Annotated in this window: 22 protein-coding genes and 4 tRNA genes; 2 read left to right on the forward strand and 24 right to left on the reverse strand. The window is 35.8% G+C overall.

Annotated features, from left to right (window positions below; all coding sequences use genetic code 11):
* Nucleotide 1: 1 nt before the first annotated feature.
* The gene (locus CF599_RS00630) at nt 2–3,256 is read right to left on the reverse strand and encodes a SusC/RagA family TonB-linked outer membrane protein (RefSeq protein WP_121964231.1); all 3,255 of its coding nucleotides are present in this window, start codon (nt 3,254–3,256) and stop codon (nt 2–4) included.
* A 210-nt stretch (nt 3,257–3,466) separates the two neighbouring features.
* Between CF599_RS00630 and CF599_RS00635 the strand changes: the two genes are divergently transcribed.
* Nucleotides 3,467–4,060 (forward strand): superoxide dismutase, encoded by a 594-nt coding sequence (locus tag CF599_RS00635; RefSeq protein ID WP_121964115.1) that lies wholly within the window; start codon nt 3,467–3,469, stop codon nt 4,058–4,060.
* A complete protein-coding gene (locus CF599_RS00640) occupies nt 4,057–4,422 on the forward strand; it encodes a hypothetical protein (RefSeq protein ID WP_121964116.1) in 366 nt (121 codons plus the stop codon). Before CF599_RS00635 ends, CF599_RS00640 begins: the two co-directional genes overlap by 4 nt.
* Nucleotides 4,423–4,570: 148 nt before the next feature.
* Here CF599_RS00640 and CF599_RS00645 read toward each other — a convergent pair whose 3' ends face one another.
* From CF599_RS00645 to CF599_RS00755, 23 genes are all read right to left on the reverse strand, one after another.
* Nucleotides 4,571–4,879, reverse strand: a complete 309-nt coding sequence (locus CF599_RS00645; RefSeq protein ID WP_121964117.1) for a DUF3467 domain-containing protein — start codon at nt 4,877–4,879, stop codon at nt 4,571–4,573.
* 4 nt (nt 4,880–4,883) lie between these two features.
* Nucleotides 4,884–9,179, reverse strand: a complete 4,296-nt coding sequence (rpoC, locus tag CF599_RS00650; protein WP_121964118.1) for a DNA-directed RNA polymerase subunit beta' — start codon at nt 9,177–9,179, stop codon at nt 4,884–4,886.
* Between the two features lie 69 nt (nt 9,180–9,248).
* A complete protein-coding gene (gene rpoB, locus CF599_RS00655; protein WP_121964119.1) occupies nt 9,249–13,061 on the reverse strand; it encodes a DNA-directed RNA polymerase subunit beta in 3,813 nt (1,270 codons plus the stop codon).
* A gap of 126 nt (nt 13,062–13,187) precedes the next feature.
* Nucleotides 13,188–13,553: a 50S ribosomal protein L7/L12 gene (rplL, locus tag CF599_RS00660; RefSeq protein ID WP_121964120.1), complete on the reverse strand. Its 366-nt coding sequence runs from the start codon at nt 13,551–13,553 to the stop codon at nt 13,188–13,190.
* Between the two features lie 83 nt (nt 13,554–13,636).
* Nucleotides 13,637–14,125, reverse strand: coding sequence for a 50S ribosomal protein L10 (gene rplJ / locus CF599_RS00665; protein ID WP_121964121.1), 489 nt, complete (start codon nt 14,123–14,125; stop codon nt 13,637–13,639).
* 23 nt (nt 14,126–14,148) lie between these two features.
* Nucleotides 14,149–14,838 (reverse strand): 50S ribosomal protein L1, encoded by a 690-nt coding sequence (gene rplA / locus CF599_RS00670; RefSeq protein ID WP_121964122.1) that lies wholly within the window; start codon nt 14,836–14,838, stop codon nt 14,149–14,151.
* A gap of 18 nt (nt 14,839–14,856) precedes the next feature.
* On the reverse strand, nt 14,857–15,294 hold the full coding sequence (rplK, locus tag CF599_RS00675; protein ID WP_121964123.1) for a 50S ribosomal protein L11: 438 nt from the start codon (nt 15,292–15,294) through the stop codon (nt 14,857–14,859).
* Between the two features lie 56 nt (nt 15,295–15,350).
* Nucleotides 15,351–15,902: a transcription termination/antitermination protein NusG gene (nusG, locus tag CF599_RS00680; protein ID WP_121964124.1), complete on the reverse strand. Its 552-nt coding sequence runs from the start codon at nt 15,900–15,902 to the stop codon at nt 15,351–15,353.
* Between the two features lie 18 nt (nt 15,903–15,920).
* A complete protein-coding gene (gene secE, locus CF599_RS00685) occupies nt 15,921–16,118 on the reverse strand; it encodes a preprotein translocase subunit SecE (protein WP_006259595.1) in 198 nt (65 codons plus the stop codon).
* 16 nt (nt 16,119–16,134) lie between these two features.
* Nucleotides 16,135–16,205, reverse strand: a tRNA-Trp gene (locus CF599_RS00690).
* 61 nt (nt 16,206–16,266) lie between these two features.
* Entirely contained in the window at nt 16,267–17,454 is a 1,188-nt protein-coding gene (tuf, locus tag CF599_RS00695; RefSeq protein WP_121964125.1) for an elongation factor Tu, read from the reverse strand.
* Nucleotides 17,455–17,512: 58 nt separating this feature from the next.
* A tRNA-Thr gene (locus tag CF599_RS00700) sits at nt 17,513–17,584 on the reverse strand.
* 22 nt (nt 17,585–17,606) lie between these two features.
* Nucleotides 17,607–17,687, reverse strand: a tRNA-Tyr gene (locus CF599_RS00705).
* Between the two features lie 30 nt (nt 17,688–17,717).
* Nucleotides 17,718–17,791, reverse strand: a tRNA-Thr gene (locus tag CF599_RS00710).
* Between the two features lie 94 nt (nt 17,792–17,885).
* Nucleotides 17,886–18,185 (reverse strand): ribosome hibernation-promoting factor, HPF/YfiA family, encoded by a 300-nt coding sequence (gene hpf / locus CF599_RS00715; protein WP_121964126.1) that lies wholly within the window; start codon nt 18,183–18,185, stop codon nt 17,886–17,888.
* Nucleotides 18,186–18,204: 19 nt separating this feature from the next.
* Nucleotides 18,205–19,107, reverse strand: a complete 903-nt coding sequence (locus CF599_RS00720; protein WP_121964127.1) for a tyrosine-type recombinase/integrase — start codon at nt 19,105–19,107, stop codon at nt 18,205–18,207.
* A gap of 65 nt (nt 19,108–19,172) precedes the next feature.
* The gene (gene rpsU / locus CF599_RS00725; protein ID WP_121964128.1) at nt 19,173–19,367 is read right to left on the reverse strand and encodes a 30S ribosomal protein S21; all 195 of its coding nucleotides are present in this window, start codon (nt 19,365–19,367) and stop codon (nt 19,173–19,175) included.
* A gap of 78 nt (nt 19,368–19,445) precedes the next feature.
* The gene (locus CF599_RS00730; RefSeq protein ID WP_121964129.1) at nt 19,446–19,829 is read right to left on the reverse strand and encodes a hypothetical protein; all 384 of its coding nucleotides are present in this window, start codon (nt 19,827–19,829) and stop codon (nt 19,446–19,448) included.
* A 31-nt stretch (nt 19,830–19,860) separates the two neighbouring features.
* Entirely contained in the window at nt 19,861–20,325 is a 465-nt protein-coding gene (locus tag CF599_RS00735) for a hypothetical protein (RefSeq protein WP_121964130.1), read from the reverse strand.
* Between the two features lie 307 nt (nt 20,326–20,632).
* The gene (locus CF599_RS00740) at nt 20,633–20,995 is read right to left on the reverse strand and encodes a hypothetical protein (protein WP_121964131.1); all 363 of its coding nucleotides are present in this window, start codon (nt 20,993–20,995) and stop codon (nt 20,633–20,635) included.
* Nucleotides 20,996–21,010: 15 nt separating this feature from the next.
* Nucleotides 21,011–21,466 (reverse strand): hypothetical protein, encoded by a 456-nt coding sequence (locus CF599_RS00745; RefSeq protein ID WP_121964132.1) that lies wholly within the window; start codon nt 21,464–21,466, stop codon nt 21,011–21,013.
* A 74-nt stretch (nt 21,467–21,540) separates the two neighbouring features.
* Complete coding sequence (locus tag CF599_RS00750; protein ID WP_121964133.1) at nt 21,541–22,284, reverse strand: LytTR family DNA-binding domain-containing protein; 744 nt, start codon at nt 22,282–22,284, stop codon at nt 21,541–21,543.
* The gene (locus CF599_RS00755) at nt 22,281–23,366 is read right to left on the reverse strand and encodes a sensor histidine kinase (protein ID WP_121964134.1); all 1,086 of its coding nucleotides are present in this window, start codon (nt 23,364–23,366) and stop codon (nt 22,281–22,283) included. Before CF599_RS00755 ends, CF599_RS00750 begins: the two co-directional genes overlap by 4 nt.
* Between the last annotated feature and the right edge of the window lie 46 nt (nt 23,367–23,412).

Below are 23,412 nucleotides of genomic sequence, written 5' to 3' on the forward strand. Positions count from 1 at the left end.
ATTAGATCTCAAGTTTGATATTAAATCCATAAGTAGCAGCAGAAGGCATCTGCCCCATTTCTACTCCAGGCATCATACTACCTCCATTTAAAGCAGCTGTCTCAGGGTCAAAAAGAGGGAAGTTAGATAACATCGCCAAATTTCTTCCATATACAGAAACACTAAGTTTCTTTAGTCTTAGGCGAGTTAATGTCTCTTTAGAGAAACTGTATTCTAAACTTACTTCTCTTAACTTGATATAAGAAGCATCGAATGTGTTAGACTCTAAGTTTGCTCTTCTATAATATTCTCCATAATAATCTGCTGGGTTCACTTTAGTTGTATTAGGAGAGAATGTACCATCGCCATTACGCACTACACCATCGCCAATAATAAAACCTTGTTCTCTACCATATAAAGTATGCTCTAGTTTACCTTGTTCACTTAATTTATGGTGAGATTGAGAATATACATTACCTCCATACTGACCATCTAACGTGAAACTAAATCTAAATCCTTTATACTTGAAGGTATTCGTCCACCCCATCGTCCAATCAGCATAAGCACTACCGATGTACTCTAGTTCTTTAGACTGTTCTGGCAATCCCTTATTAGTATATACTATCTGACCATCGCTACTACGTACAAACTTATATCCGTATAAATCTCCTGTAGTACCACCTACTTTTCCGATAATAGACGCTGTACCAGACTCTGCTAATACCTGCTGATCTCCACCGTCAAATCCATCAGCTAAACTTCTAATCTCATTTTTATTCTTCGCCCAGTTCACAGATGTATTCCAAGAGAAGTTCTTTGTTTTAACAGGTGTTGCATTTAAAGTAACTTCTATCCCTCTGTTGCGTACATCCCCTCCATTAATCACAGCTTTACTATATCCAGTCACATAATTTAAAGGAACAGTTATAATTTGATTCTTTGTATTTGTTTCATAAACAGTAACGTCAAAGCCTAATCTATTCTTAAACATCTTGTGTTCATAACCAAATTCTATTGATTTAGTTACCTCAGGTTTTAAGTCTGTGTTATGTAAAGTCGTCGGTGAGGTAGCAGAACTAGCAAAAGCACTGTTAGAATAATACTTTAAAGTTTGGTAAGGTCTAGTACCATTCCCCACTTCAGCAATAGATACTCTTAATTTAGAATAGTCAATCACAGATGGCATTCTAAAAATATCATTCAGAATAAAACTAGCATTCACAGATGGATATAAGAAAGACCAACTCTCTTTAGGTAATGTACTTGACCAATCGTTTCTAATAGTAGCGTCTAAGAACACCATATTCTTATACCCAAAAGATGCCATTCCATAGATAGAGTTCACTTTATAATTATCATCATCAACAGTAGTAATAGGGTTATTAATACCATTCGCTAACATATATACTCCTGGAGTCACTAGGCCATCTACATAAGCAGATACACTGTGATATTTAGAGTCTAACATATTCCCTCCTACAGACGCGCTGTATGTAAATACATCAGAGGTATTCTCTGTATAAGTTAATAAGAAGTCAGTATTGATTTCTTGGAAGTTAATTTGTTGTGTCTTAAAGTATCCTTTACCAAATTTGGTTGTACTATAAGGTCTTCTTTGTTCGCGTTTATCATTACGTGAGTTTAATGCTCCGCGAATCATTAATTTTAATTTAGGTGTGAAAGTAATGTCAGTCGATAAGCTACCTGTTATAGTGTTAGTGTTTACTGGGTTTGTAGTTTCGTGTGCGATTAGAAAAGGATTTTCTATATAAGAACTGAAAGGGTGTATCTGATCTACTTGATCATATCCTTTCTTCCATATCGGTCTATACCAATCTAAGTCAACGTTAGGATTCTGAAAGATCATAAAGTAACCTATCGTATGGTTACCATATCCTGTCCCTGGTAAGTTATCACTCTGTCTGTTCGTATAGCTAATATTAGCATTAGCTGTTACGGCATTAGATATTTTATATTTCGCTTTAGTAGAGATAGTCGTTCTATCAAATCCTGTATTTGGCATTATCCATTCATTCTTAGAATGCGTTACAGTAGCTTTGATATCTCCTTTATCACTTCCTCCAGATAACCCCAGACTATTAGTAGTAGTCATACCTGTTCTCCAGAAGTCTTTAATATTATTCTTATACGGCTTCCACAGTGTTCTCTCTGCTCCCTGTCCTTCTGTTGTTGGGTCATATTGGAAATAATATTGTCCGTCAAATTTAGGTCCGAAGGCGCTACTTGTACTTCCTGTGTTAGCTCCGTCTTCAGATAATCCATAAGAGTAATATGGATCACCTGCTTTATTAAAACTTTTCCCAGATCCCTGACCGTACTCATATTGATAATCTGGCCATCTCTGAATTACGTCAAAGCTTACATCAGAGTTAAATGTTATCCCTAGTCCCTTATCTTTCTTTCCTGACTTAGTAGTGATCATTAATACACCATTACTAGCTCGTGCTCCGTACAAAGCAGCTGCACCTGGTCCTTTAAGCACTGATATACTCTCTATATCATCAGGATTAATGTCTGATATACCATTACCATAATCTACTGGAGCATCCGTCCCTATATATGCGTCACCTGCTCCACTACTCCATAAAGTACTATTAACGATAACCCCGTCTACTACTACTAAAGCACCATTGGCATTAGAATTCAAAGAACGATCTCCACGCAGTTTGATTTGAGTTGAGTTCATTGGCCCTGAACTAGCAGAAGTCATTGTCATTCCCGCTACTTTACCTTTTAGTGCATCAGACCAAGTGTTAGATCTAGAATTTTCTAATTGCTCACTATTCAAAGTCTGTTGAGAGAAACCAAGTTGTTTCTCTTCTCTCTTAATACCAAGTGCAGTAACCACTACTTCATTAAGCATATCAGTAGATTCAACCAACGTTACATCTACGTGCTTTCCTTTTGTGACTTTAACTTTTTGATCTTGAAAACCAATAAAAGAGACTAACACTTCACCCATCGAGAAAGAATCCGAAACAGATAGCGTGAAAACTCCATCTAAATCTGTAGAGGCGATTTCTTTCGTACCAACTAATTGAACAATGGCTCCTGGTAGTGGCAATCCATAATTATCAATTACTTTTCCTTTTATTATTGATGTACTATTTTCTCTATAAGAAGAAACTGAATTAGTACTTATGCTTTCAGTGACAACTGATGTAGTACTAGAAGCAAATAAAGAACTTGATTGCAATAAAAACATACTTGCTACAATCAAACAAACTTGATGACAATTACGCCTAACTTTTTTCATTACTAAAAATTGTGGTGTTATTAGTATTACATATCCCAGATATAATACCATCACAAAAGAATGAAATGTCAAATACAGTCACAATTAATAACCATTACTAAACGGTAAATCAATATTATCTAATTGTAAAGTAAAAATAGTGTGCTTTATACTTTTTTAGTCGAGACTAAATAATTAATTTAGCCTTGTCTAATTTTCAATATAAAACAAATGAAATTCAAACTACCTGATTTAGCATATGATAAAAAATCTTTCAATTCCTTCATTTCAGAAGAAGGGTTTAATTACCACTACGGTAAACATCATCAGACCTACTTAAATAACCTTAACCATTTAATAACAAACACAAAATGGGCAGATGAATGTTTAGAGAACATTATCACCAAATCATTCAACGGGGGAGAGATGGCACTATTTAACAATGCTGCTCAACATTACAACCACAGTTTCTTCTGGAACTCTATAACTCCTACGATAGGTAGTAAGCCAAATGAAGAGTTACTAGAGTTAATAACACAGAGTTTTGGTACACTAGATAACTTAAGAGATAAGTTCACAGAAGCAGCTACTAAGCTTTTTGGAAGTGGATGGGTATGGTTAGTACTTACTCAGGCAAATACTTTGGAAATAGTCAGCTTAAAAGATGCTGATACGCCTATAGTACATAATCAAAAACCTCTACTTACACTAGATGTATGGGAACACGCGTATTATATAGATCACAGAAATGCTAGACCTGCATTCATCCAATCCTTTTGGGAAGTTATTAATTGGGACTTCGTTAATCAAAACTTGAAGAAATGAGTGTAGAGTGTATTCAACATCTAGAGAATAGTTATCAGTTAAAACAGAAGTTAGCTCTAGAGCAAGAAGATAAGGGGGATAACAATAGTGCAATTTATCATTACGTAGAAGCTATTAGTCGATTAGAACTACTATGTACTTCTTATAAAGCACATCTTAAGATCGGTATTAATCTTTATCTGCAGTACATAGAAACTAATCTAAGACTAGCTATACTATACAAAAGGGAAGATCAAAAAGATAAGCATCAAGCTCTAGTCATTAAGACTAATACGTATATCGAGAAATTAGAAAGCATCTTAAATGACAATCATACAATAATAAACCAGTTGAAGGAATACAAAGAAATACTAGCTCATTAGTTAATCTAAAAAATAATAAGGAGGTTTTATTTCAAAATTTAGTAAAGCCATAATCTATAAAGAAGAATATCAAAACCTCCTTAAATAAAAAAGGTCTACATCGCTGTAGACCTTTTTAGTTGTTGATTGCTCAACGATATTGTTTGATTTAAGCTTCGCCTTTAGTGCCAAACTTTATAGATGATAGCTCACTAGAAGCTTCTAAATCTACTATAGGTCCGTTACTACTTTCATAGCGTTGCACATTTTCGTGTAAAGCATTCATTAATCTTTTAGCATGTTGCGGCGTCAAGATTATTCTAGATTTCACTTTACCTTTAGGCATACCTGGCATTACTGTCACAAAATCAACCACAAACTCTGTACTAGAGTGATTGATAATCGCTAAATTAGAGAATACTCCTTCAGCGGTAGTCTCATCTAATTCAAGGCCGAATTGATCTTGTTCTGTATCCATAGTATTAGAAATTTAAATCATTTTCTTTAGATGCAAATCCTTCATCATCAGAAGTACTAACAAGAATCTCTTCGTATTCTCTCATACCAGTACCAGCTGGGATTCTATGACCTACAATAACGTTTTCTTTTAATCCGTTTAAACCATCAACTTTACCTGCAACAGCTGCTTCGTTTAACACTTTCGTAGTTTCCTGGAAAGATGCTGCAGAGATGAATGATTTAGTTTGTAACGATGCACGAGTAATACCTTGTAACACAGGAGTACCAGTAGCAGGCATAACATCACGACTAACTACTAAGTTTTTATCCTCACGTTTAAGTAAAGAGTTCTCGTCACGTAGTTCACGCATAGTAACAATCTGTCCTTCTTTCAAATTATCAGATTCACCAGCATCAACTACAACCTTCATTCCATATAATCTATCATTCTCATAGATAAAGTCAGCTGCGTGAGCTAATTGATCTTCTAAGAATAAAGTATCACCTGGATCTTGGATTCTAACTTTACGCATCATTTGACGGATAACTACCTCAAAGTGTTTATCACTAATCTTAACCCCCTGTAGACGGTATACTTCTTGAATCTCATTAACTAAATACTGTTGAACAGCAGATGGTCCTTGGATTCTTAAAATATCGTCAGGAGTAATAGCTCCATCAGAAAGTGGTAAACCAGCTTTCACGTAGTCATTCTCTTGAACTAAGATTTGGTTAGAAAGCTTAACTAAATACTTTCTAATATCTCCCGTTTTAGATTCAACTACAATCTCTCTGTTACCTCTCTTAATCTTACCGAACGAAACAACACCATCAATTTCAGAAACTACAGCTGGGTTCGAAGGATTACGAGCTTCTAATAACTCAGTAATTCTAGGAAGACCTCCTGTAATATCCCCTGCTTTAGATGTATGACGAGGAATCTTAACTAAAACTTTACCAGCTTTAATTTTATCTCCATCATTAACCATTAAGTGAGAACCTACTGGCAAGTTGTATGAACGAATTAACTCACCATCTTTACCATAAATTAATAAAGTAGGAATTAACTTTTTATTTCTTGATTCAGTAATAACTTTTTCTTGGAATCCTGTTTGCTCATCGATTTCAACCATGAACGTTTGTCCTTGTTCGATATCTTCATAAGCAACTTTACCAGTAAACTCAGAAACAATTACACCATTATATGGATCCCATTTGAATAATATTTTACCCTCTTCAACTACATCACCGTCATTAGCAAAAATAGTAGATCCGTAAGGAATATTATTTGTTGTTAATAGAATTCCTGTGTTAGCATCATATAATTTAGCTTCTGTAGAACGAGAGATAACAATATCAATTGCTTTTCCTTCATTATCTTCACCTTTTACAGTTTTTAAGTCTTCTATTTCTAAACGACCTGCAAATTTAGAACTTACACTAGATGTTTCAGAGATGTTACCTGCAGTACCCCCTACGTGGAACGTTCTCAATGTTAACTGTGTACCAGGCTCCCCAATAGATTGAGCAGCAATAACACCAACAGCTTCACCTTTTTGAACCATTCTAGCAGTAGCTAAGTTACGTCCGTAACATTTAGCACAGATACCAACTTTAGCCTCACAAGTTAATGGAGAACGCACTTCAATAGATTCTATTGGAGAAGCGTTAATAGCTCTAGCAATTGCCTCAGTAACTTCTTCACCTGCACCAACTAATACTTCAGAATTTAAAGGATTAACTACATCATTAAGAGCAACACGTCCTAAAACTCTTTCTCCTAGTGATTCGATAACTTCCTCATTCTTTTTAAGTGGCTTAACATCGATACCTCTTAATGTACCACAGTCAACTGAATTAACAATTACATCCTGTGCAACATCGTGTAGACGACGAGTTAAGTAACCAGCATCGGCTGTTTTTAATGCTGTATCGGCAAGACCTTTACGAGCACCGTGAGTAGAAATGAAATACTCTAAAATCGAAAGACCTTCTTTAAAGTTAGAAAGAATTGGATTCTCAATAATCTCACCACCACCTGCAGTTGATTTTTTAGGCTTAGCCATCAAACCACGCATACCTGTTAACTGACGAATTTGCTCCTTAGAACCACGGGCTCCAGAATCAAGCATCATATATACTGAGTTGAATCCTTGTTTATCCTCACGGATATTCTTCATCGCTAACTCAGTCAACATAGCATTAGTAGATGTCCAAACATCAATTACCTGGTTGTAACGTTCGTTGTTTGTGATAAGTCCCATGTTATAGTTCATAGTAATATGATCTACTTGTTGGTTAGCATCATCAATCAACTCTTGTTTACGCTCAGGAATCATAATATCACCTAAACTGAAAGATAATCCTCCGCGGAACGCGTATCCATATCCCATGTTTTTGATATCATCTAAGAAAGCAGCTGTAGTAGGTACATCAGTAATACTTAAAATACGACCGATGATATCTCTTAAAGACTTCTTAGTTAATACCTCATTTATATATCCAGCTACTTCAGGTACTACTTCATTAAATAAAATTCTACCTGCAGAAGTTTCAATAATTTGATATACTAATTCACCTTCAGCATTATAATCTTTAGCTCTAACTCTAACGTTAGCGTTAAGATCTAATTTACCTTCATTAATTGCAATATGTACTTCCTCTACAGAATAGAAAGTCAATCCTTCACCTTTAATGATTTCTTCTGGAGTAGATTTACGTGACTTAGTCATGTAATATAAACCAAGAACCATATCCTGAGATGGTACCGTAATAGGAGCACCATTAGCAGGGTTCAAGATGTTGTGAGAAGCCAACATTAATAGTTGAGACTCTAAGATTGCCTCTGGTCCAAGAGGTAAGTGAACTGCCATCTGGTCACCATCGAAATCGGCGTTGAAAGCCGTACACACTAATGGGTGTAATTGAATCGCTTTACCCTCGATTAACTTAGGTTGGAACGCTTGAATACCCAATCTGTGTAACGTAGGAGCACGGTTTAATAAAACTGGGTGTCCTTTAATTACGTTTTCTAAAATATCCCAAACAACTGGTTCTTTTTTATCTATAATTTTCTTAGCAGACTTAACTGTCTTAACGATACCTCTTTCGATTAACTTACGTATAACGAACGGTTTGTAAAGCTCAGCTGCCATATCTTTTGGCAATCCACATTCGAATAATTTTAATTCTGGTCCAACAACAATTACTGAACGAGCTGAATAGTCAACACGTTTACCAAGTAAGTTTTGACGGAAACGACCTTGTTTACCTTTTAATGAATCAGAAAGTGATTTTAATGGACGGTTAGATTCAGTCTTAACAGCAGAAGATTTTCTAGTGTTATCGAATAGTGAATCTACAGCTTCTTGAAGCATACGTTTCTCATTACGTAAGATTACTTCAGGAGCTTTGATCTCCATTAAACGTTTTAAACGGTTGTTTCTGATGATCACACGACGGTATAAGTCATTTAAATCAGATGTAGCGAAACGACCTCCATCTAGTGGAACTAATGGACGTAATTCTGGTGGAATAACTGGAATAACTTTCAATATCATCCACTCAGGTCTATTCTCACGATTCAAATTAGAATCACGGAAAGACTCAACTACTTGAAGACGTTTTAACGCCTCAGTTTTTCTTTGTTTAGATGTTTCATTATTAGCTGCGTGACGTAAAGTATACGACAATTGATCTAAATCAGTTGTAGCTAATAAGTCCATAATACACTCCGCACCCATCTTAGCGATGAATTTATTTGGATCTGTATCATCTAAATATTGGTTTTCCATTGGAAGAGTATCACAGATATTCAAGTACTCTTCTTCAGTTAAGAAATCTAATCTATTGATTGATTCACCATCAACATTCTTAGCAATACCAGCTTGGATTACTACATAACGTTCATAGTATATGATCATATCTAACTTCTTAGAAGGAAGTCCTAGGATATAACCTATTTTGTTTGGTAAAGAACGGAAATACCAGATATGAGCGATTGGCACAACTAAATTGATGTGACCTACTCTATCTCTACGTACTTTCTTCTCAGTAACTTCAACACCACAACGGTCGCAAACGATACCTTTATAACGGATTCTCTTATACTTACCACAAGCACATTCGTAATCTTTTACAGGTCCGAAAATACGCTCACAGAAAAGACCATCACGTTCTGGTTTATGAGTACGATAGTTGATTGTTTCTGGTTTTAAAACTTCCCCTCTACTTTCTGCAAGAATAGATTCAGGTGAAGCTAAACCGATTGAGATTTTATTAAACCTTTTTACGGTACTTTTCTCTTTATTTTTATTCATGGTAAACTTACTTGTTAAAGTGTATGATAAAGAGTAAGCTGTTTTACCAGCTTACTCTATAACCTTAGTTTATTCTTCTAATCTGATGTCTAGTCCAAGACCTTTCAATTCATGCATTAATACATTGAATGATTCAGGTAATCCTGGTTCTGGCATAGTTTCTCCTTTAACGATTGCTTCGTAAGTTTTAGCTCTACCTATAACGTCATCTGATTTTACCGTCAAGATCTCACGTAATGTACTAGATGCTCCATATGCCTCTAATGCCCAAACCTCCATCTCTCCGAAACGTTGACCACCGAACTGAGCTTTACCTCCTAATGGTTGTTGCGTGATTAATGAGTATGGTCCTATAGAACGTGCGTGCATCTTATCATCTACCATGTGACCAAGTTTCAGCATATAGATAACTCCAACTGTTGCACGTTGGTGGAATCTTTCCCCTGTACCTCCATCATATAAGTAAGTGTGTCCGAAACGTGGTATACCTGCCTCATCTGTAAGCGCATTGATCTGATCTAATTCAGCACCATCGAAGATTGGAGTCGCATACTTTCTTCCAAGTTTTTGACCTGCCCATCCTAATACTGTTTCATAAATCTGTCCAATGTTCATACGAGAAGGTACCCCTAATGGGTTCAATACGATATCTACTGGTGTTCCATCCTCTAAGAAAGGCATATCCTCATCTCTTACGATACGAGCTACAATACCTTTATTACCGTGACGTCCAGCCATCTTATCTCCTACACGTAATTTACGTTTTTTAGCAATATAAACTTTCGCTAATTTCAAAATTCCAGAAGGCAACTCATCCCCTACAGTAATCATGAATTTCTCTCTTCTTAGAACTCCTTGAAGATCGTTTAACTTGATTTTATAGTTGTGGATTAAATCAGTAATCATACCGTTTGTATCCTCATCAGTTGTCCACTGTCCTTTAGTTAAGTGTGCGAAGTCTTCTACAGCAAATAACATTTTTTGAGTAAATTTCTTACCTTTTGGTAAAATCTCTTCTCCTAAATCATTCAATACACCTTGAGATGTTTTACCATTCACGATGAAGAATAATTTTTCAACTAAACGCTCTTTTAACTCATTGAATTTAACTTCAAATCTTGTTTCTAATAAAGCCAATTCGTCTTTATCTTTAGAACGTTTACGTTTATCTTTCACTGCTCTTGCGAACAATTTCTTATCTAATACAACACCTCTTAATGATGGTGAAGCTTTTAATGAAGCATCTTTAACGTCTCCTGCTTTATCACCAAAGATTGCACGTAGTAACTTCTCTTCTGGAGTAGGATCAGACTCTCCTTTAGGAGTGATCTTACCAATAAGAATATCACCAGGCTTAACTTCAGCACCAATGCGGATCATACCGTTCTCATCTAAATCTTTTGTTGCTTCTTCAGATACGTTAGGGATATCATTAGTTAACTCTTCGTTACCTAATTTAGTATCTCTTACCTCTAAAGTATAGTCATCAATATGGATAGATGTAAAGATATCTTCACGTACCACTCTTTCACAAATAACGATAGCATCCTCGAAGTTGTAACCTTTCCATGGCATAAACGCCACTTTCATATTACGTCCAAGAGCTAACTCTCCTTGTTGAGTAGCATATCCTTCACAAAGTACTTGACCTTTTGTTACTCTATCTCCTCTACGAACGATAGGCTTCAAGTTGATACTTGTACTTTGGTTAGTTTTTCTAAACTTAATCAAGTTGTATGATTTCTCATCTGGATCAAAGCTAATTAAACGCTCTTCATCAGTACGATCATACTTAATGATGATCTTCTGAGCATCAACATACTCAACTGTTCCTTCTCCTTCTGCGTTAATTAAAACACGTGAATCAGAAGCAACTTGTCTTTCTAATCCTGTACCTACGATAGGAGATTCAGGACGTAATAATGGAACCGCTTGACGCATCATGTTAGATCCCATCAATGCACGGTTGGCATCATCATGCTCTAAGAAAGGAATCAAAGAAGCTGAAATAGATGCAATCTGGTTAGGAGCAACGTCAGTAAAGTGAATATCTTTCGGTTCAACTACTGGGAAATCCCCTTCCTCTTTAACAACTATTTTTTGTTCAGTGATGAATCCTTTTTCATCAACAGCAATGTTCGCTTGAGCGATTAACATCCCTTCTTCTTCTTCAGCACTTAAATAAACTGGTGCATTCACGATATCCACTTGACCATCAACAACTGGACGGTAAGGTGTCTCAATGAATCCCATATTATTTACTTTAGCATAAACAGCTAAAGATGAAATCAAACCAATGTTTGGTCCCTCTGGTGTCTCAATAGGACATAAACGTCCGTAGTGAGTATAGTGAACGTCACGTACCTCGAAACCTGCTCTCTCTCTAGATAAACCTCCAGGTCCTAAAGCTGATAAACGGCGTTTGTGTGTAATCTCTGCTAATGGATTGGTTTGATCCATGAACTGAGATAACTGGTTCGTACCAAAGAATGAATTAATTACCGACGATAAAGTCTTAGCGTTAATCAAGTCGATTGGTGTGAACACCTCGTTATCACGTACATTCATACGCTCACGAATTGTTCTAGCCATACGTGCTAAACCAACACCGAACTGAGCTGATAATTGCTCTCCTACTGTTCTAACACGACGGTTAGATAAGTGGTCAATATCATCAATCTCTGCCTTAGAGTTAATTAATTCAATCAAGTATTTAACAATAGTGATAATATCCTCTTTTGTTAAAACTTGTTTGTCAATTGGAGTATCAAGATTAAGTTTCTTGTTCATTCTATAACGACCAACTTCACCTAGATTGTAACGTTGATCAGAGAAGAACAATTTATCTATAATACCACGTGCAGTTTCCTCATCTGGCGGTTCTGCATTACGCAACTGACGGTAGATGTGCTCTACTGCCTCTTTTTCAGAGTTAGTAGGATCCTTCTGTAACGTATTATGTATGATGGCATAATCTGCCTGATTATTATCTTCTTTATGTAAAAGGATAGTTTTAACGTTAGCCTCAATGATTTCTTCGATATTATCTTTATCTAGGACTGTATCACGGTCTAAGATAATCTCATTTCTCTCAATTGAAACAACTTCTCCTGTATCCTCATCTACGAAATCTTCATGCCAAGTGTTTAATACACGTGCAGCAAGACGTCTTCCGTTATATTTTTTTAGTCCTGTTTTCGATACTTTAACTTCCTCTGCTAGGTCGAAAATCTCTAGGATATCCTTGTCTCTTTCGAATCCTATAGCACGGAATAATGTTGTAACAGGTAACTTTTTCTTTCTATCGATATAAGCATACATTACGCTATTAATATCGGTAGCAAACTCAATCCATGATCCCTTAAAAGGAATTACTCTCGCCGAATATAACTTAGTTCCATTTGCATGGAATGACTGTCCAAAGAAAACACCTGGTGAACGGTGTAGTTGTGAAACTACTACACGCTCAGCTCCATTGATTACGAATGTACCACTTGGCGCCATGTACGGAATTGTCCCTAAATAAACATCTTGAACGATAGTTTCAAAATCCTCATGTTCTGGATCAGTACAGTACAATTTCAAACGCGCTTTAAGCGGAACACTATATGTTAGTCCTCTATCAATACATTCTTCGATTGAATAACGAGGAGGATCAACAAAATAATCAAGGAACTCCAACACGAACTGGTTTCTTGTATCAGTAATCGGGAAGTTCTCCATGAAGGTATTGTATAAACCTTCCTTACCTCTCTCTTCTGATTTCGTTTCTAATTGAAAGAAATCTTTAAAAGACTTAACCTGGATATCTAGAAAATCTGGATAAGCAGGTATATTCTTTGTAGAGGCAAAATTTAATCTTTCAGTCTGATTTGTAATCATCAATGGACAAAAAATTTTGATTAGAATTTGAATTGTATTTTACTTATAAATCTCTTTATACGCAAAATGGTTTAGGCCTTTGGGAAGCTCCCAAGACCTAAACCTAAAATATTTTTTAGAAAAAAACTATTTAAGCTCTACTACAGCTCCAGCTTCTTCTAATGATTTTTTAAGACCTTCAGCCTCATCTTTAGAAACTCCTTCTTTGATGTTAGCTGGTGTAGAATCTACGATATCTTTAGCTTCTTTTAATCCTAAACCTGTTAATTCTTTAACAGCTTTAACTACAGCTAATTTAGAAGCTCCAGCTTCTTTTAATACAACTGTGAATTCAGTTTGCTCTTCAGCAGCCTCAGCAGCTCCACCTGCAACTACTACAGCAGCAGCAGCTGGTTCGATTCCGTACTCATCTTTTAATATAGTTGCTAATTCGTTAACTTCTTTAACTGTTAAGTTAACTAATTGTTCTGCGAATTGTTTCAAATCTGCCATTTTTCTATCTTTTAATGATTTGTAAAAATATAATTTATTAATGTGCGTTCTAATGAACTTAAAAAACTAGATCTAGTCGTAGACTATTCTTCGTCTTTAAATTGGTTTTTAAGAGCTGAAATAACTCTTTGAGCTGGTGATTGAAGTAATCCAATGATTTCTCCAATAACTTCTTCTTTAGATTTAAGAGCAACTAATGCATCTAAATTCTCATCTCCAACATAGATTTCTTCATTGATGTAAGCTCCTTTCAAAGCTGGAATCGTTGATTTCTTTCTAAAATCTTTGATAATTTTAGCAGGTCCATTTGCAACATCTGCAAATAAGATAGCACTATTTCCTTTTAAAGTAGAAGGTAACTCTTCGTAATTTTTATCTGAAGCTTCCATTGCTTTACTTAGCAATGTATTTTTAACTACCTCAATTTTAATTCCAGCTTTGTTACAAGCTCTTCTTAAGTTTGAAGTAACTTCAGCATTCAATCCTGATATATCTGCGATATAGAAGATATTAGCGTCAGCTAACTTAGCTTTTAAATCTTCTATCGCTACTGCTTTCTGTTCTCTAGTCATACGAATAATTATTAATTTACCAATTATACTGCTTTAGGATCTAAAGCAATAGCAGGGCTCATAGTACTAGATATATTAATAGACTTGATATACGTACCTTTAGCTGCAGTTGGTTTTAATTTGATTAATGTTTGGATTAATTCAGCTGCATTCTCAGTAATTTTATCAGCTTCGAAAGAAACTTTACCGATTGATGCGTGAACAATACCAGTTTTATCAACTTTAAAATCGATTTTACCAGCTTTCACTTCTTGAACAGCTTTCGCTACGTCCATAGTAACAGTTCCTGTTTTAGGGTTTGGCATTAAACCTCTTGGTCCTAATATACGACCTAAAGGACCTAATTTACCCATAACAGCAGGCATAGTGATGATAACATCAACATCTGTCCAACCGTCTTTGATCTTTTGTAAGTACTCGTCTAATCCTACATAGTCAGCACCAGCAGCTAAAGCCTCAGCTTCTTTATCTGGAGTAACCAATGCTAACACTCTTACATCTTTACCTGTTCCGTGAGGTAATGTAACTACACCACGCACCATTTGATTTGCTTTACGTGGATCTACTCCTAAACGTACTGCGATATCTACTGATTCGTCAAATTTTGCAGAAGCAACTTCTTTAATCAATGCAGATGCATCTTTCAAAGAATATAATCTATTCTTCTCGATTTTAGCTGCAGCTTCTTTTTGCTTTTTTGTTAATTTTGCCATTTCTTCTTTCTTTTACAATTAAAAAGGAGCAGTTCCAGTTACAGAAATTCCCATAGATCTTGCAGTACCTGCAATCATACTCATAGCTGCTTCAATACTAAATGCATTTAAATCAGGCATTTTGTCTTCTGCGATAGCACGAACTTGTTCCCAAGTCACGCTAGCTACTTTTTTTCTATTAGGCTCACCAGATCCAGATTTCACTTTTGCAGCCTCTAATAATTGAACAGCAGCAGGTGGCGTTTTAACAACAAAGTCAAATGATTTGTCTTTGTACACAGTAATTTGTACTGGTAAAATTTTACCGGGTTTATCTTGTGTTCTAGCATTAAATTGCTTACAGAACTCCATGATATTAACTCCAGCAGCCCCCAAAGCAGGTCCAACCGGTGGCGAAGGATTCGCTGCACCTCCCTTAACTTGTAGTTTAACTACTTTACTAATTTCTTTTGCCATTTCTTAAAAAAATTTGGCACATCTCTATTGGAAGCAAAGATGTGATTATTGTAACATTATAATTTTTCTACTTGTGTAAAACTTAACTCTAATGGTGTTTTTCTTCCGAAAATCTTAACCATTACTTCAAGTTTACGTTTTTCTTCATTAATGTTTTCGATTGTTCCATCGAATCCATTGAATGGTCCGTCGATAACTTTAACTGACTCTCCTACTTCATAAGGAATTAATCCTGCCTCAACTTTAACAGCTAATTCATCAACTCTACCTAACATTCTGTTTACTTCAGACTCACGTAAAGGAAGTGGATCACCACCTCTTTCACCTCCTAAGAAACCAATAACTCCTGTTATCGATTTAATAGCATGAGGAACTTCTCCTGTTAAGTTAGCTTCAATCATAACATAACCTGGGAAGTAAACACGTTCTGTAGTTTTCTTCTTGCCATCCTTTACAGTAACCACTTTTTCAGTAGGTACTAATACTTGTGATAAGTAATCTGATAAACCTAAGCGAGCTATTTCAGTTTCGATATAATTCTTAACCTTATTCTCTTGTCCACTTACCGCACGAACCACATACCATTTTTTGACGCTTGTATCAGCCATAATATCTTTTTTATTTCTCTATGCTGTAGCCCAATTATAAAATACCCCTAAAACTCTTCCGAACGCAGTGTCTACACCCCACGTTGCCAAAGAAAACAAAATTGCAAAAATAGCAACTATTATAGTGTATCGCTGAACTTCTGACCACGGAGACCAAGTAACATTACTTTTTAACTCTGTGAAAGCATCTGATATGTAATTAAAAACCTTTGCCATGTTAATATTGTTTTTGCACGGGTGGAGGGATTCGAACCCCCATCAACGGTTTTGGAGACCGCTATTCTACCCTTGAACTACACCCGTTTGTTAATAAAAGTCAGTGGCCGAAACCACTGACTTTAGTGATTTATTTATCCTAAAATAATTAGTCTAAAATTTCAGTTACCTGACCAGCACCTACTGTTCTACCTCCTTCACGGATAGCAAAACGTAGACCTAATGATAATGCGATTGGGCTTAACAACTCAACATTGATAGTTAAGTTATCTCCAGGCATAACCATCTCTACTCCTTCTGGTAATTGGATAGTTCCAGTTACGTCAGTTGTACGTACGTAGAACTGTGGACGGTAGTTGTTATGGAATGGAGTGTGACGTCCACCTTCTTCTTTTTTCAATACATAAACCTCAGCTTTGAATTTAGCGTGTGGTTTTACTGAACCTGGTTTACAAATAACCATACCACGACGGATATCAGCTTTGTCAATACCTCTCAATAAAATACCTACGTTATCTCCAGCTTCTCCACGGTCTAAGATTTTACGGAACATCTCAACTCCTGTTACAGTAGAAGTTAATTTGTCAGCTCCCATACCGATGATTTCAACAGCATCTCCTGTATTAGCAACTCCAGTTTCGATACGTCCTGTAGCAACAGTTCCACGTCCTGTAATTGTAAATACATCTTCAACTGGCATTAAGAATGGTTTCTCGTTGTCACGTACTGGCTCTTCGATCCAAGCATCAACTTCATCCATTAATTTCAATAATGCGTCAACCCATTGTGGCTCTCCGTTTAAAGCTCCTAAAGCAGAACCTTGAACTACTGGTCCATTATCACCGTCATATTGGTAGAAAGATAATAAATCTCTTACTTCCATTTCAACTAGCTCTAATAATTCAGCATCATCAACTAAGTCAACTTTGTTTAAGAATACAACCATTCTTGGAATACCTACTTGGCGTCCTAAAAGGATGTGCTCACGTGTTTGTGGCATTGGTCCATCAGTAGCAGCAACTACTAAGATAGCACCATCCATTTGAGCAGCACCAGTCACCATGTTCTTCACATAATCCGCGTGACCTGGACAGTCAACGTGAGCATAGTGACGATTTTTAGTTTGGTACTCTACGTGTGAAGTATTAATAGTAATACCACGTTCTTTCTCTTCTGGAGCATTATCAATTGAATCAAATGAACGAGCCTCAGAATAACCTGCGTCAGCTAATACTTTAGTGATAGCAGCAGTAGTAGTCGTTTTACCGTGGTCAACGTGTCCGATAGTACCGATGTTTAAGTGCGGTTTCGAACGGTCAAAAGTTTCCTTTGCCATGATTTAATAATTTAATCTTAGTTATATAATTAGTGTTCAAATATAATAAAAAAACCTGAGCCAATGACGGGATTTGAACCCGTGACCTCTTCCTTACCAAGGAAGCACTCTACCCCTGAGCTACACCGGCTTGCGCCTCTTATTTACTTCTGTGGGGAGAGCAGGATTCGAACCTGCGAAGGTTACCCAACGGATTTACAGTCCGTCCTCGTTGGCCGCTTGAGTATCTCCCCTCAAACTTTTGTTTGATTTACTTTTCCTAGAGCCAGTGGAGGGACTCGAACCCACGACCTGCTGATTACAAATCAGCTGCTCTAGCCAGCTGAGCTACACCGGCAAAATCACTCAATAGAAAAAGTCCGCTATTTCTAACGGACTGCAAATGTATATATTTTATTGATTAAAAAAAACAATTTACCTATTTTTTTAAATTAATGAGCTTTCATTTTCTCTTTATGTTTTACCACTAATCTTTCCACAGCTTCTGCTCCAGCATCAACTCCTTCTTCAAAACTTTTACATACCTTCTTAACGATTATTTCGTCTCCCGGAATCAATAATTTTATCTCTGTAATTTTATTTTCTTTGTCTGCCGTATTCTCAAGTTTAAAAAATACATCTACCGAAACTATTTTATCATAGAACTTCTCAATCTTAGACAAACGTTCATTTGCAAAATCTACCAACTTACGATCTACATTAAAATTAATTGCTTGAATGTTAACTTTCATAATTAATGGTTTTAAAAGGTTATTTTTTACTATTCTTTCCTCTCGGATGCGAACTCTGATAAACTTTCTTCAACTCACTCAGATTTATTTGTGCATATCCTTGTGTAGTTGACAAGCTCTCATGTCCCATTAATTCTTTTATCGAATTAATATCAGCCCCTCCTTCTAAGAGATGCGTTGCAAAAGAGTGACGCAACATATGAGGGCTTTTCTTCTCCTTCGTTGTTGCATTACTAAAGTAACTATTTATTATACGATATACAAACATTTCGTCAATTTTCTTACCCGAAATATTCACTAAAAGAGCCCTCTCCTCCATTGTCTTTCCCACAACCTTACTTCTAGACTCTAAATATAATTTCAACAAACCTTCCAAATTATCCAACATAGGTACAACACGCTCCTTAGAACCTTTTCCATAGATCTTTACTTGATGTAAGTAAAAATCAACATCCACTAACTCTAAAGCTACTAATTCGGCTCTTCGCAAACCAAGACAATACAACATCTCAACAATAACCAAATCTCTTAATGATTCGAAATCGTCTTTTCCCTCAAACATCGCCCGAACTGTATCAATTTCTTTTATAGAAAATGGAAGTTGTAGCTTTTTTTCAACTTTTAAAGATCGATGTAAATAAAGAGGATTAGTATCCACCTCTCCTATCTTAAGCAAAAACTTATAATATGAACTAAGCGCACTTGTCTTTCTATTAATTGAACGATTAGTCAACCCTTGTTCTGACAATTCCACGATCCATAACCGCACACCATCGTACCCCACCTTTAAATAATCTAAAGACAGCTGTTCCAAGAAAGAAACAAAATCGCCAATATCATTCTGATAAGCTCCTATAGTCTTATCCGAATAATTGCGTTCTTTCTGTAAATACTCGATAAACTTTTCTAAATTTTCTGACATAAAAAAAACCGTTGCAACAAAGTTAATACTTTATTACAACGGTTATAAATTTTGTTCACTACTTACTAGATTTCTACTGCATCTCTTAAGTGTTGTACATATGCAGCTTTTTGCATCTTGTCTCTTTTAACTACAGACGGTTTATGGAATGCCTGACGAGATCTTAACTGACGTAAAGTTCCTGTTCTGTCAAATTTTCTTTTATAGCGCTTAAGTGCTCTATCAATATTTTCTCCGTCTTTAATTGGAATGATTAACATGTTTTCATACACCTCCTCTCATTAGTGGTGCAAAAGTAAAACTTTTTTAATTCATCGCAACAAAAAAATAACTTTTTTTCAAAACAACTTGAATTCTACAAAGTAACGAACAACGAATAACATACTAAAACTAACCAATATAGATATCGACGCAAATAGAAAGTAACGCATTAACCCTTTAAACGCCTCATTTATGCCTACTGCATCATCTCCTCCTAGTGCGGACTTTATCTTTAACGAGAAAAGGAATAACCCAACTGCTGATAAAACCTGAACAAACAAATTACCTAAACTAAATATACCAAACACAATACTTAAAGTAAATGCACTTACAATACTCCCCATCGACATAAATCCTCCTATAAGTCCAAGCACTGAAATAAACATTCCCCAGCCCGCCATTGTATTTAAGTAACGCTGTGCATTAACTGTAAAAGCTAATTTCTTATTTTCTAAATCCATAATAACTCTTTTAAAACAATTAACTTGACAACTAAATCCTTGCTATTACGCTCATAGCAAATACCAACAACCCTAATCCTGAAATTATTCCTACGATAACTAATGCTCCAATAAAAACAAAATATGACTTTAATTCCTTAAGCCCTAATTCAAGTTCTTCATTATTTTCATTCAAAAGACTAGAGGAAGTTAGCGCCGAGAACTTAAAAACCTTGATCAATAATAAAATCATAATTCCCACAAATACCAAAATCCCAACTCCAAAGTACATAAACTTATCTCCACCTAATATCCAGAGCAATCCAAACCCAGGGATAACACTTTCCATATATGACAAACCTAACAATAACCCTAAAGCGACCAAGATCAATAATCCACAAAAAATGAATCCTATAATACTTATCCACTTCGCATATGTACTAGATTTCTTTAAATAACTCCTAGTCTCAACAGGAACTATAACAAGCTTATTATTAACAACGCCCTCTAAATCCATATATTTACACGTAATTTAAGTTAATTAGTTATAAATATAACAGATATATCACAAACAATATCTCTAAAGAATGTTTTTTTTAATCTATGCATAAGTAAGTGTTCTTGCGGTTAACTGCCCAACAAGTGCCCATTCCTTGAGGTTCCCCTCCCAAAACAGCAGTTATCAGCAACAGCACCTCAAGGATTATGCACGAATACTAAGAGCTCATATTATCCCAAAGACAATACATATAGCTTACTTTTCTAACTTCTTATAATAATGGTGCATAAAAAAAGCTGACCTAACAGTCAACTTCCATATATTTCTATCCGATAACTAATAATCCTATCCCTAAAGCCAAAGACGCTAAACACAGTGTAAACAGCAGATACTTAAAATAGCCTTTAAATCCTGCTATCGCATTATCTAACTTCTCAATGTCTTTATCCCTAATAACAGATTTTAAACCGATGCTATAGTTTAACATCCCTATCACAGAAACCATCTGCATCAAGAATAAAATAGCTAAAACGAAAACGACTACCATCTTATCTGAATATGCCATTCCGAACACAACTGCTAACAAAACACTCAATGCCAAATTACACACTGCTATAAAAGCTCCCCACCTACCTATGCTACGCAAGTATGATAGTGACTTCGGGGTAAATACAAATTCTTCTGTCATTATTCTTTAAACAAATTAAGGTAAATCAATTGCAATTAATATATAGGCAATCCATCCTATAAAAGACAATACTAGCAATAGAATAAACATCCCCATAATTCTCATACTTCTACTCACTGACATTAAACCACTCTCTAATAACAGTGAGTTATCCACCTCTACAGCTTTTCTCACTTTCTTACTACTACTCATCAGGTGTACATTTATCAGAAAGACAACTAAACACACTATCATTATCACTACACAAGTACCCTCTGTCATTATTCTATCATCTAATGAGGGGCTATCAAACATAGGCGGTTCGACCTTGTACTTCAGATAATATAATGCATAGACAGCACCACCTAATGAAAGCAACATCATCACATAACTGACGAACTTCATATAAGTCCCTAATACCCCTAAACTATTATGTGTATGAGCAGATACTTTTAAACTACCTTCAGACATCTGTTCTTTATCTTCGTTCATTAACAATCTACATTATTTATTCTCGCCAAATTACTAAATAAATATATGACGACTATTATCCTTTTTACTTGTCATCAATTCTCCGCTAACCAACTCTTAAACTCACTCACCCGTTCTCTACTAACTATTACCTCCTCTTTATAATTCTTCATAGACAGCTTCAAGCGAGAAGTAGATAACTGAACGATCTGCTCGATAAAGTCTATACACACCACTTGAGATCTATTCACTCGGAAGAACTTCTCAGGATTAACCATCTTTATAGCTGCTTCTATAGAACCTTCTTCTAACAGATGAATCTTCCCTTCTACTGTTGAGATATACACTCCTCTGTCTTCCCTATAGAAACACACCACCTCATCTACCAAGACCATCTTTATCTGCATCCCTACTTTTATCATTAAGCGTTTAGCATAACTCGTACCGCCGATACTTTCTCTCAACTCCTGTACCTTCGAAGGTGAAATACTATGCTGAGCCTTATACTTATTAATAGCGCCCAACAGCTCTGAGGGCTCTATGGGTTTAAGCAAGTAATCTATACTATTCAACTTAAATGCCTTTATCGCATAATGATCAAAACTAGTCACAAAGATAATGGCACTCTTCAAGTCCACTTGCTCAAATATCTCTAACGACAATCCGTCCGCCAACTGTATATCCGCAAAGATCAAATCAGGCTGCTCATGCTGTACAAACCAAGGGATAGCCTCACTCACTGAATAGAGTATATGCTGTACTGTAAAACCCAACTTCTCTAACTCTCGTGTCAATAACCTCGCAGCAGGCTTCTCATCTTCTATTATAACTATATTCATATCTTCTCCTTTATAAACGGCATAGGAATTCCTACACTAAAGCTATCTTCTAAATCCGTTATCACAATGTCTCGTTGAAACAAGAATTGACTTCTTCTAGACAAGTTTTGTAATCCTACTCCTGACGAATCTACTTGTTTAGGCTTAGCACATTTCTCATTCCACAGCACTAGTCCTTCCTCTCTTATTTTCAATTCTACACGAATCTTCCCCTCTGACGGAATAGTATTGTGCTTTACCACATTCTCTATTAATATCTGCAAGCTCAATGTTGGCACTTCTACATCTCCATATTTCAATACCTCATCATCAATCCTAAAGTCAATAGCATCCTCGTATCTCACATTCAATAAATACACATAGTCTGCTATAAACTTCAGCTCATCAGATAGCGCACACGACGTATAATCTAGCTTCTCTAACACATAGCGATATATCTTAGAGAATGATCGGGCGAATTGTTCCGCCTTCACAGGGTCTTCCTGAATAGTACTAATCAGCACGTTCATATTATTAAACAAAAAATGTGGAGACAACTGCTCTTTCATACTCGCTATCTGACTTTTTTGTAACGCTATCTCAATTTCTTTATTTTTCAACTCTAACAATCTCATCTGATCATTGTATGCAAAGACAAATACTATCAGCAATACAAAAACACTAATCAATATAATGGCTAAAAAATTGCCAAAACGCATATGGTCTCCTTTGTAAAAATCAGCGTAAGAAAGCCCATAAAAGAGATTGAGCATCACAGCTAAAAATAAGTAATAGGATAATACTGAAGTCACCATTCCATTTATAAAGAAAGCAATGTTCTTAACCTTCTTACTCAGCTGTGCATTTATCTTCTTTTCACGTCTAGCTATACTATATCCAACTAGCGTACTAGTAGCGAAATTAGCTAAATAAATCAGTACAGATAGAACAAATGAGAAGAATGCTGCCTTCTTAAACTTAGTGTTACTTAATAGCTCAACAAAACTCCCTTTATCCTGAAAGGAAAAATAAGATATTGCTAAACTTAGAAGCACCCCAAAACTCAAGGCAAATACTATATGTCGACGCCAATTAACAACCATATTGCTTTTATTTAAAGTATCTAATTTACATATTTATTACTTCCCT

This window comes from Myroides sp. N17-2 (assembly GCF_002286775.1).
In the GTDB taxonomy this organism is placed as follows: Bacteria; Bacteroidota; Bacteroidia; order Flavobacteriales; family Flavobacteriaceae; genus Flavobacterium.